Annotated in this window: 7 protein-coding genes; 2 read left to right on the top strand and 5 right to left on the bottom strand. The window is 45.5% G+C overall.

Annotated features, from left to right (window positions below; genetic code table 11):
- Positions 1-96 precede the first annotated feature (96 nt).
- Positions 97-357: a toxin-antitoxin system protein gene (locus B5F77_RS13230; RefSeq protein ID WP_087331551.1), complete on the top strand. Its 261-nt coding sequence runs from the start codon at positions 97-99 to the stop codon at positions 355-357.
- On the top strand, positions 358-627 hold the full coding sequence (locus B5F77_RS13225; protein WP_087331548.1) for a type II toxin-antitoxin system YafQ family toxin: 270 nt from the start codon (positions 358-360) through the stop codon (positions 625-627). It begins immediately after the preceding gene.
- A 164-nt stretch (positions 628-791) separates the two neighbouring features.
- On the opposite strand, the gene B5F77_RS13220 is transcribed toward B5F77_RS13225, so the two are convergent.
- From B5F77_RS13220 to B5F77_RS15620, 5 genes are all read right to left on the bottom strand, one after another.
- On the bottom strand, positions 792-3,080 hold the full coding sequence (locus B5F77_RS13220) for a beta-galactosidase (RefSeq protein WP_239446358.1): 2,289 nt from the start codon (positions 3,078-3,080) through the stop codon (positions 792-794).
- Between the two features lie 254 nt (positions 3,081-3,334).
- Entirely contained in the window at positions 3,335-8,872 is a 5,538-nt protein-coding gene (locus B5F77_RS13215; RefSeq protein WP_087331542.1) for a hypothetical protein, read from the bottom strand.
- 283 nt (positions 8,873-9,155) lie between these two features.
- A complete protein-coding gene (locus B5F77_RS13210) occupies positions 9,156-10,520 on the bottom strand; it encodes a FimB/Mfa2 family fimbrial subunit (RefSeq protein WP_087331540.1) in 1,365 nt (454 codons plus the stop codon).
- A 10-nt stretch (positions 10,521-10,530) separates the two neighbouring features.
- Complete coding sequence (locus B5F77_RS13205; RefSeq protein WP_087331537.1) at positions 10,531-11,526, bottom strand: FimB/Mfa2 family fimbrial subunit; 996 nt, start codon at positions 11,524-11,526, stop codon at positions 10,531-10,533.
- A gap of 43 nt (positions 11,527-11,569) precedes the next feature.
- The coding region (locus tag B5F77_RS15620; RefSeq protein ID WP_204244978.1) for a fimbria major subunit at positions 11,570-12,183 on the bottom strand (614 nt) is incomplete at its 5' end.

The raw sequence follows: 12,183 nt of genomic DNA, 5'->3' as shown, positions 1-12,183 counted from the left end.
TCGGCGCAAAGGTACAAAATTTATCTTTTCCCTATTTATTCTTTGTTTTATAATACATTTATTCTACCTTTGCCACATCTCTAAACGAATCAGATTATGAACACAACGATTGAACGTAAACAGCAGGCCTCTTTCCGCCTGAGAGCTTCGTTGATGGAACGGCTCCGCGCGGAGGCTCGATACGAACACCGCAGTTTGACAGACTTGGTCGAAATCCTCTTGGACGAAGCCCTGAAGCATCGCCCTAACCCCGAGACGATGGCCGCCATCGAGGAAGCTCGGTCGGGTAAATATGCCGGGACAATTGATGCTTCCAGCTTCGAATCATTCATGAAATCGATAAATGAGATAGAGTAAATGAAAGAGTTGCGATACAGTACCCGTGCCAAGAAGGACTTGAAGCGGTACAGAAGGGATGAGGCCAAGATGCGCAAACTTTATGAAGTGATTGGGTATTTGCTCAATGGTCTTGCCGTGCCTGCCTGCTTCTTGCCTCATAAGCTGACAGGCTCATACAAAGGCTGCATGGAATGCCATGTAGAGAATGATTTCCTGCTTATTTGGGTGGACGAAGCAGAAAATGTAGTGGAGATTGTCCGCCTCGGCACCCACTCCGAACTCTTCTAATAAAACCATTACCCCTTAAAGTTTTCCCTACATATACTCGATGTTTCACAAAACCTGCTATGGCGAGGCCGCTCTGATAGGAAATAAAAAAAGAAATTCCCCTTAGCGTGGGGTAGAAAGTTACCTGGCTAAGGGGAAGGATGAAGGGTCACGAAGGACCTAGGTTAATACTCAAATGCATTCGCCTTCACATAGATAGTGTAGTCTTTCGGCTGCCCGGGCGCACCCTTCTCGGCACGGGGCAACAGCCGGAAGCCGTGAATCGTGTATACTTTTCCCAAGTCGATGACGAGCTGGTGCGGATAGGAGACATTGTCTACGGTCTGCCAGAAGGTACTCTCCTGAAGGTCGAAGACTTTGTCGGCCGTGTGGTTCCCGCTGCGCGTCTCCTCGCTATCGGCATAGACCACTTTCCATTGCTCGCGGGGCAAGGGCTTTCCATCCACGCCTATGACGTCGAGCTCGGCAATAGCGGTGAGGTTCGTCCCGTCGAAATTGGATGTCGCGTCGAGGCAGAAGTAACGTCCCGTCGCTGCCATCGGGAAGCGAATCTCTTGCCAGCCATTTCCCTGTTGGAAGACGCCGCGGAAGGTAGGGGACTCTTGCGTCAAATCCAGCGTTTCTCCCTCCTGGCGATGCGTTTCGGGTGCTTGTGTCCGGAGCATGTCCAGAATCGGTTGCTTCAGCCCAGGCACTTTGACTTCGCGCGGGCCTTTCAGGTCGAGGACAATGATTTCATTCTCTCCCTCCTTCAGCCAGCAGCCCGGCATAAAGAGCGTTTGTTGCGGACCGATTTCCCAGAAGCGACCCATGGCATGTCCGTTCACCCAGACCATCCCTTTGCCCCAAGTCTGCATATCGAGGAAGGTGTCGCCTGTCCGGTCGAGATGGAACGTAGCGCGATAATAAGCCGGAGCCTGCAGGGCGCTATCGCATGGTTGATAGGTCTTGTCTGCCACAAATTCGTAGAAGGGCGGGAAGTTGTAGACGGTCCACCCCTTCAGCGCGGTCGTGTCGCCACGATGGATGACTTCTACCCGGTCTGTGATACCTTTGCGGTCATGGATAGATTGGTCGAAGTTTACGCGGCCCATTGCCTCCACGAGGATGTCGAGCTGCGTGCCCTTCGGGAGTTTTTCCTGCAAAGGCAGTGTAAATTCCCCTTGCCGGCGGTCGAGGCGACCCAGAAGTTTCCCGTTCGCGAATACTTGTGCCCAGTCATGCACCTCGTCGATGTGGAGCGTGCCTTCCGTATCCTCGCCCAAAGTCGTGCGATAGAGTATCGTGCCCCAGCCTTGGTCGAATAGTTCCATCGGCTTGATCTCTTCTGTCTGCTTCGGCTTCGGGAGATTTTCAAACAGCGGAGCCACTTTCCAGTTGGTAATAGCCGGCACTTCGATGACTGGGAATGGTGCAGGAGATGCCGGAAGCGTATCGCCCTCGGGCAGGTAATTCTGCAAGAGCGTGCGGAGCTGATGATATTTGGGCGTCGTCCATCCGGCTTCGCTAATAGGCGCATCATAGTCGTAGGAACTACACATCGCCGAATAAGCGGGATTGTTTGCGCCACCCCACCAGCCGAAGGTCGTCCCGCCGTGTGTCATATACAGACTGAAGGAGATGCCTCTGTCGAGCATATCGCGAATGCCAGAGACCATCGTGGCGGCGTCACGCGTCTCATGCTTACGTCCCCAGTGGTCGAACCAACCGCTCCAAAATTCGCTACACATGAGGGGCGACTCGGGACGTACCTCTTTCAGCTTCCGGAACTGGTCGTCGATGTTGGCTCCGGTCCCGAAGTTGACGGTCCACAGCAAATCGTCGAGCGCGTTGTTTTGGAAATTCGAACTCCAATCGCATTGGAAGAGCTGGACATCCGTAAAGCCAGCGCCACGAACAATATCGCGAATAGCCGCGATGTATTTCTTGTCTGTAGCATACGCGCCATATTCGTTCTCGACTTGTACCATGAGGATATTTCCGCCCTTCGAGAGCTGCAGGTCTGCCAACTGCTTGCCTACTTCTGTCATGAATAGCTTCACGCGTTCCATGTAATAAGGATCGAGCGTGCGAAGCTTCACATCCTTTTTCTTAAGCAACCACCACGGGAGACCTCCCATTTCCCATTCCGCACAGACGTAGGGCCCCGGACGGACAATCACATACATGCCGTGCTTTTGCGCCAGACGGCAGAAGCGGGCAATGTCATTATTCCCCGTAAAGTCGAACTGGCCCGGTTCGGGCTCATGAATGTTCCAAAAGACATATAAACAGATGGTATTCATACCTAATGCCTTGCACGACAGGATTCGCTGTTCCCAATAAGGCTCCGGTATGCGCGGGTAATGGATTTCGGCAGCCTTGATGACGAACGGTTTCCCATTCAGAAGGAACGTCCCTTTTCCTACTTCGAAAGTTTCCGGTTCCGCTGTTGGTGGCGGAGTAGTTGCCATCGCTCCCCATGAGAGGAGGAACGAAGCGGCCATGATAGCTAATTTATTCATATTTCTTGTGTTTTTAAGATTAAGGCACAAATATAACGGATTTCCCGCACGCTGCCATCTCTTTTTCCGAGCTATCGTAAGATTCTCCAGCAAAAAGGTAGGATTGTCCAGCAAAAATAAACCCCAGGCCGGAGCCTGGGGTACACTAATAAAACATTAAATGGAGGGCGATTCACATCGGCCTTAGCTTTTCGTAACTGGTCTTATCGCACCACTACTTTCTCCGTCTGGGTCTCACCGCTTGTGTTTTGGGCTGTGATAAGGTAGATGCCATCCGCCAGATAGAGTTCGAAGCTGCATACACCGGCTTTCGTATGCTTTACTTGTGCGCCGTTCATCGTATAGACGCGGATGTCCTTGAGTGGTACGTTCGACGTCACCATCACCCGGTTGCCCGACAGCGTGTAGATTTGGATGTCGCTCGTCTCGATGACCTCGTTTGCCGTCGGTGTGCCGGCGCGGAGGAAGTAACGGCCGCTCGTGCTTGCCGGTACTGTCAATGTTGTCCCTTCTCGGAGCGGCGTCTCTGTTTTCTCCTCGGCATCGTAGAGTGTCGCGCTGCTGAAGTGGTTCAGTCCCTCGAACGACAATGTGACCATTTCCGTACTGTTTCCATAAATACCGACCGGAATATTATAGAGTTCCGACGTGCGGTTGATGCTTGTCGCCATCGTTCCGGCAACGGTATAGATAGCAGGCACATCGCTCAGGTTCGAATCCAAGAACAGTTCCGCATCCTCGTCTGTCTCATACGTCGCTTTTGCTGTCGCATCGTATGCAATCGCTGCCCGGCTTGTCTTGCCGTCCGCTGTTTGGGCGGTTAGGATGAGGGCGTTGGTGTTGGTTTCGTCCTCAGTCGCAGTTCCTAATACTTGCATATTTTTGGTAAAGGTTACAGATACAGGTTCTGTTGCATTATCTGCTTTCCGTACAAAGAAGGAGCGGAGAGGCGGGACAAGAGGCGCTGTGGTAGAACCGGTCGTTATCCAATCGTTCTCTGAAACAGAAATAATATTCTGCACACCATCTTCATCGTTAAACCAATAAGCACTACCTACACCGTTATTCCCATTAAGGAATGCTTCCATATTCAGATGTGCCATGAATGGGTTGCCGATTAGATAATATTGGTTATCGCCAATTAGTATTACTATATGCAAAGATTCAGATTCAGTAGCATCGTCATCAGGTGTGATTTGCAACTTGCCTGCATTCTTTCTGGAATCTGGCATACTGCCATTATTACTATTCTCTGAAGATGTAAGCTGGTTATCATCTCCTACCGTATAATAATTATATGAATCATCTGCCTTTGGCAAGCGGAAGATAGCATCCTCTACGGGTGTTCCATTATTATCTGGCATATCCAGCACTTTCAACGAGAAACCTTCGCCCGGTTTGTATTCATCATATACATTATTATATACTGCGCTCCAGTTGCCTTGAACTGCACGAGTAGAAGATGTTCCGTCTGTAGTAATCATTTGCGCACCGTTATTATTTTTATCCCATCCACGCTGATAAACAGATGGGCTGATACGGCTATTGAGTTTGTCTGCACCATTCGGTTTCGTACTTTCTGTATTAGAGAACTCTATATCCGTAAAATATTCCTGCTCTTCCGTAGCAGTTTCACTATCCGTATAGAAATCCCCAGCCACTACGCCTTGGAGCGGAGAGGCCAACGTATGCCACTTTCCGCTTTCCAACTTATAATCTACCCATGCCTTATTGTAATCCAATAGCTCGGCATGGAGCATCTCGGCTTTAGGCTCGAAGTGGATTTGATCGCAGAGGTTAACGCGATAGGGTTTCGTAGAAAGATTTCCTTCCTCATCTTCATAGACCATCATATCGTATTGGATAGGATGTTTGTCGTCACCAACTACGCTTATTGAAGGCTTCTCCATCTGCTCAAGATCATTTATAGTCGTTTCCCATTTCATATTTTTAGGTTTATCCATTTCTCCTTTAAAGCCAGCTTTATAGAGTTCTACTTTACAGTCTTTCGGGATAATGACTTTTGAGAATAGCATCGGGACGAAACCGCGATTGTCATTTTCATAATCCTCAATCTTGTCTGATGCCTTAATATCATCATTAAGTGCCCGCTTCCAGTTCGCGTCGTTATTCCAGTTCTTGGTATTATCTTTACCTTGCCAAACCAGATATTCGGGGACGACTTTCATGGTAAGGTTGAAATTACCACGACAAGCACCTTTTGGGTTACTATGACTCTCTGTATGCTCTTCTATCTGTACTGTGAATGTGTAATAATATCCTTCACGAGGATTAAATGTAGGACTATTATCATCATTTTCATCCATCTTTTCTTCATACTTGAATTTGATAGTCATTGCGTTTTCTGTACTCGAAAGAGTTGTTGTACTTGACTCAACTGGTACTGCATTTAAAGATTCTACCGTTCCAATGATATACTGCTTCCTGTCAAAATCTGTACTACCAGTAGGATGTAAGATTTCTGTTAATGCCGGATCATCAGAATCTGTTAGATAGATATAATTATCACCTTCAGTTGGAGTAGTATCATCTTCATCATCATAAAGTAATCCGATATGGGTTGGTTTAGATCCAGATTCATATTCGCTCTCAGCAAACGCATATTGTGCGTTCCGTAGATTAACTGTAATCGCATTAGTTTTAGAATCTTTTATTTGCTGTAAACCAATACGCATTGCAGGTTCATATTCATCGCCCATTTCCCCATAATCCATGTATTCGAATCCCGGTTGGATTTGTGGGGCTTTATTTGCTGCAATTAATGTAAATGGAAGCGGTGAGAAACAAAGAGCTTTATTAGTCGTTAACGTGATTTCAATCGGGGCAACTACTAAATCCAAGCCTTCTTCCAGAATACGGATATTCAACTTTTGTTCATGGAGTACTAATTGTGGATGCAGTCCATCTTCCGTTTCCAGATTGAGATATTTCTCTATGACCGCTTTTTCGTTTTCTGTTAAATTTGTCGTTGTCTCAAGTGTGTAACGACCTTCGGCATTTTTTTGCAGAGAAGCTGAGGCTGTTTTGTCTTCATCTCTCAGTTTTTTTAAAGCTTCACCCAAAGATGGAGACTCTGTTTGTTCATTTTCTAATATACCATTAAACACATTTTCCGTGCCAAAGAACCAATCGAAATAGATTTGTTTACTCTCCTCTTCCGATAACGGCACGTTTTCTTTTAGGGAAGTATCATAATAACGCATCTGTACTGCAAATTCAAAAATTTGTCCCGTACAATAGTCATTCATTTCACTGGGTTTGACTACCTGTCCGTTCATCTTAATGAGGCTCTGTCCTTCCACTTCGAACTCGGTCGTAATGGCACAATGTTCTCCTGGATAACCAAATTCCATATCTCCATCATCTCGAATCAACATCGTATATCGACGTCCTTGTGACATATCTGCATAAAAATCGACAGAGAGTTGTTTTTCTTCTGCATTATCTTTTGATTTATAAAAGAAATACTTCGTAGTTGTTTCTCCGCTGGTCTCATTTTTTGTATTATTCTTTGCCAAAGAGCCATATTCACCATTTTCATCTTGTGATTGATCGTATGTTGTATATTCTGTATTATTCTCATACTTCAAATCATAATACAACCTACCAACTGTTAGATCAAGATCTCGCCCAATAACAACCGTAGCTTCTTCGACAGCTTTATCATATTTATTTGTTTCATTAGGATGACTACTCAAATACGCATCATAAATATCTCTATCGATAAAACAGAACTCAATATAATTATCTGTTTTTGACTCCGTCGTTTCTTCTAAACCTAATCGTTTAAGCAGTTGATCCCAATTCAAGTCCATGCGTAAACGAGTACTCTCGCCGCAAGCCAGTTTCTGTTGTTCCACGCGAGCGGTAGGGTTTTGCATATACACCCGTATATCATCAATAATACAATCTGCCCCATTCGTATTCGCATTATTACTTTGCATTTCCAATTCGTAGCTGACGAATTTCTTATCGCCTACGCCATTTACAAAGGTAAAGTAAAGTTGATTCCACGAAGGGGCTCCTTCGTATATTTGATTTCCCTTACCATCTGATATTGTTGTTGTATTTCGGTTATAAGGAATTTGCCCAGATGCTTGACGATGTATGACTGTCTTAGTCCCATCTTCTTCAATACCTTTCAATACAAAGATGACACTGGCATCGCATTGTACTTTATTATTAGCTGTACTCATCATCCAATATGTAACATAAAGGCTGGCTCCTGGGCAAAGCTCTTCACGGAATGGAACTGTACAAATTGTTCCAGGATATTCATTGGCATCTACGTACAAATGGTATTTACTACCTGGCAATAAAGCAGGACTTCCTCCAGCAAAAGGAAAAGTGGAAGTAATTGCATATTCCCCCCATTGTGGATTATCTGTATATTTTACCCCACTTCCTGAAGCTTTTGTATAGAACGCATAGCTACCAAACTCCCAATTCATCGGGTAAGGATAGAATTTGTTATTATCAGAAGAAGCAACATTAGTATAATCCAAATCCAATTTAGTCAGAAGTGTATAGTTATTCTCTAAATAGGCATTGGTTCTAAAATTATTTTCATTTTCTTCATTACCTTCTGCTTCTTGTACCTCTTCTTGTGTCAATGCTTCTGTATAAGCATCAAAAATTAAAGTGAATCGAGCAATTTTGTATTCGCCTTTTTTTACTTCGATATAAGCAATATCTCCATCTTTCGGACCGGTTGCAGACTCATTTTTCTTATTGTTATAAATAAATGATACTTTACGGGTATTACCGCTAATATTTTTGCTGTCATCAGACAATGTTAAGAAATTGCTATTTCCTCCTGTTGGATAAGTAATAGAACAGTTAAGCTCTGAATTGTCACTATCTGACGTTCTATAATTCCGTGCCGCCATAGCCAATGCCACTTGCTCATCTGTTTTGCCCACGCTTTTTGTAGGAAAGTGGATTGTGTCATCTTGAAACCAAGTGGTTGTTGTTAATTTACTTTGTATTTCTGTTGCAGGAAGAATTACAAAAATGGCACGTTGGCTAAGAGTTGGTTCTTCCATTTCTGTTTCTTCAGTAGTACTCGTCGGCTTTGTTACATCAGTATAATTAGACGCATCACATGCTATTATATATCCGTCAGAAAAAGGAGATAATGGCATAGTAAAATTGACACGATACAATCCTTGATCGAAAGCATTACCGCTAATATTTTCCATGAGAAATGTCCCACCGACCAATCCATTAGCGAATTTGTACCCGCAACCACCCCGACTATTATCATCATCATCTATTACTTTTATATGCTCAGAATACCCATCTGTTGTATAATCGTACCAGCGTTGATAATTATATAGAGAAAGATGAATTGCACCTTTTGACGGAGCCATGATATCCGGCAGTATCAATTCGCGTGTTTCTTCAGGAAACATATAGATAGTATCTCGGTATTCATGTGTCTTCTGTATAATAATGGTCGAACTATTCGCAGTTAGTGTAGTATCTCCCTGTTCATCAAAAGTATCTTTTAGCCAATCTTCATCTGTTCCACTTCCTTGATTTCGAGAGTGTGTTTCCTGATAAGTAGTATCATACCACACACCACCAGTTTTCTTATGCGTAATGGTAACATTGGAATAACTATCCTTGTCATTATTCCCCTGCCCCCAAGCCACGCCAATAGAGCCGGCGAGGAACAGCAAGGGCACGATTAGTTTGTATAGTTTATTTGTTTTCATTTTCGTGTTATTTAAAGTATTGTTATTTAATCTATTATCTTATGAAAAGGCGGTGCGTGGGTGAAGGCTCTCCGAGTGGGTTTCGACACCTATAGGAAGTGTCGTCGACACTTCCCATAAGTATCCCTGACACTTCCCATAAGTGTCGGTGACACTTCCTATAAGTGTCAGGGACACTTCCTATAGGTGTCGGAACCCCTGTTCAGGAGGCTGCCCGCGCGGCACGTTTTTTCTTATTTACGGTTGTTTATCTGCATTTCCTTTCATGCTTCTTTCCTTTCTTTTAGAGTTCGATGATGATAGGTTGCGCTTCTGGGGAGGCGGAGCGGGTAAGTGCCGAAGTTGACGGCTGATTACCCAACTCGCCGTTACCTAATGCTCGTACACCAATTACAATATTGAATGTTTGTTCAGCATCACCGTCTTTCATCGTTACCGCTATATTACATTTTCCATCTGTCGTTACCGCAGAAACTGTTCCGGAGAAGGTGAAAGTTGGATTCGTCTCTCCTGTGCCAGAAGGTATTTGTGCATTATCCGGCCAAGTTGTACCCGTATCAAAGACCAATATTTCATCAATACTATTGGTAACATCCCAATCCCATGTAGCATCCGAAGCCCAAGAACCAGACATATTCCTATTCAATGTAGCTTTCATACTAAAGGTGCAACCTTCAGGCAAATCAAAAGTGTACTCTGAGGTATTTGTTTTTGTTACTTGTACTGTACCTATAGCCGCAAGATTCGTTGTTATTTCAAACGACATATTGTAATCCGTAAGATGAATCACCAATGGGAAATAATGGTTACGGTAAAGCTCAGCACTGAAAGAACCATTACGTTCTTTTTCTCCATCATGTAATGTTAATTCAAAGACAGCCTTTTCTCTCGGCTTCGATTCATGCAAATAGAAATGGTCATGATGTGCTTTTGAATCTTCATATTCAATACTTTTCCATGTAAAATTTGCAAAGCCTATCTCTTCAGGAAGTTCAATTATACCATGTGCTTCCCGAAATAGATTCGTTGTATGCGGTAAAAATTCCTTTATGGTAAGTGTATGACTTCCTTCAGCACGAGTCGCCGGACTTGCTGCTCTTTCATCAATAATCGTTACATCCATCTTTGCTACCATGCGGATTAAATCTACTTCATACGTAGTTTGTGAAGATGTAACATCCCATGTTGTATCGGCAGACATAGGGATATACTCATGCCCTTCTCTAATTACATCCAAAGGATTATTGCCTTGTATAGCATCAAGTTCGAGTTCTTCAATATCTTCAGGCAAATTAGCTATTGCATAAACTGTTTTAGAACCTGTTGTTAATTCGACAGTGGCTGTATTAGAGGCATTACTATTAAAATCAGTTGATAAATCCAACTGCTTTTCAAGATTACCACTATCATCTAATATAAATATATCCAAAGAATTTATGGCACTTTCTGCTTCTTCTTCTAATGCAGTTGTATGATGTACTTCATCTGTCCTCGTCGCCATCCCACTACCTTCAATTCCCAGCCGGATGGTGACCGGCACCAATTCGCCTTGCTGGGAATCCGGCATGGTGTCGTCCGATTCGCAGCTGAAGAGGGCGAGGAGAGGTGTCAGGGCGAGGAGCCAACCTATTGTTTTCTGTACTCTCATGGCGTGCCTCCTATCTTCCTAAGTTTACATCATCCAAGCGGATGGTCCAGTCGTTGACAATGATTTCGAGGCAATGTGCCGTGCCGCCCGTCGTGTCGAGATAGAGCATGATGACGTACTCATCCTGCCGGTCGAGGTACTCCTGCGCCGTCATATCGTGCGACTCCATCTGCGTGAGCAGCAAGAGGTCGGTCAGGCTCACGTGGAGGAAGGGAAGTTCTTCGCCGTCATGGCGAATTTGCAACTGATTAGCGGAACCGTCGATAAGGCGGAGTGTATTCAACTCCATACAAACGGCTTGATAGACTGCATTGCCTTCTAGGTCGTTTACCTGTTCTACACTTTTCGTGTAAGGAGTCCAGACAAACGTATCGTCGCTAATGGGCTGGTTGTTCGCATCGAGGTCTCCATTGGTTGTAACAGCCATCACGGTATAATCGTTCGTACTGACTTCTGTGCCACTGTTGGCATCGATAAGGACAAACCGAATCTTATTCGTATTCTTGACAAGCGGGAACTCCGTATCAGTCTCGCCACCTTCGGGGATAGTGAGCGTCATCCGTCCTTGGAAAAGCCCTAAAAGTTCACGTTCCACACAATCTGTTACTCCGTTGACGCGCACTTGCCAATCGTCAATATTGTCGCCCGCTTCCGGCTTCGTCCAAGTATAATCCGTATCGTTTAGTCCCGCCCAAGCGAGAAGTTGGTAGGTACCCGGCTCCAAGTCGAGTTGGATACGGTTCGTCTCCAACTCCGCACTGGAGATGGTCTGCGAGCGGAGGAACTGCCCTGCCTCGTCGTAGATGAAGAGTTCCACCTGTTTGGCTGTCTCCTGGTTGGTCATCTGCGGCACGAAGGCATCGGCGGACAACATATTATAGGTATAAGAGAAATGCAGGTAGTGGTCGCACGGCTCGATGTCCTCGTGGATATAGTCGCACGACGCCGCGCCCAACTGCATCAATGCCAGCAATGGCAACATTCGTAATGTATGATATAGTTTCATGTTCAATCAATGAATAATTAAAAGGTAATAACTAAAAACGTTTTTATAGGAAAACATCCTTATGGCCTAATTCCGTCCATTCTTCTACCGTGACTTCTACCTTGATAGGGACATCCTCTGGTTCATCGGGATCTGGTTCATCGGGATCCGGGTTATCAGGGTCAGGATCCGGATCAGGGTCTGGTGTAGGATCCGGATCGGGATCAGGATTGTCCGGTTCGTCCGGGTCTGGATTATCCGGTTCATCGGGTTCATCCGTCGGCTCTTCGGGCGGGAAGGGGACTTCATCGCCCAGTCCGTAGATGTTGGATACCAAGAGGCGGTAGATATTGTTGCGGACAATACCATACTCCATGATGCCATCCTCCGCCGAGTCTTCATCATCCGAATGACGCACGCGCCAGACGTAGTAGCAGAGTCCGTTATGATAGGTGCGGATCAGGGCATTCGTTCCTTCGGCTGCCGCTTCTGCCTCTTCGCGGGTCGGGAAGATGTCGTCTCGGACGCGGTAGAAGGTCTCGCCCTCTTCGTAGCCATCCGGCGTGTACCGGGCTTGGAAGACCACCATCGTGCGGTACGCGTCTACCTGCGCTTCGCGTCGCAAGGTGTTCTCCATTGTGTAGCCCAGACGGTACCAGTCGCCTGCCGGTTCGCCTT

It is taken from the genome of Parabacteroides sp. An277 (assembly GCF_002159645.1).
Classification (GTDB): Bacteria; Bacteroidota; Bacteroidia; order Bacteroidales; family Tannerellaceae; genus Parabacteroides.
This window is presented reverse-complemented; position numbering and strand designations above follow the sequence as displayed.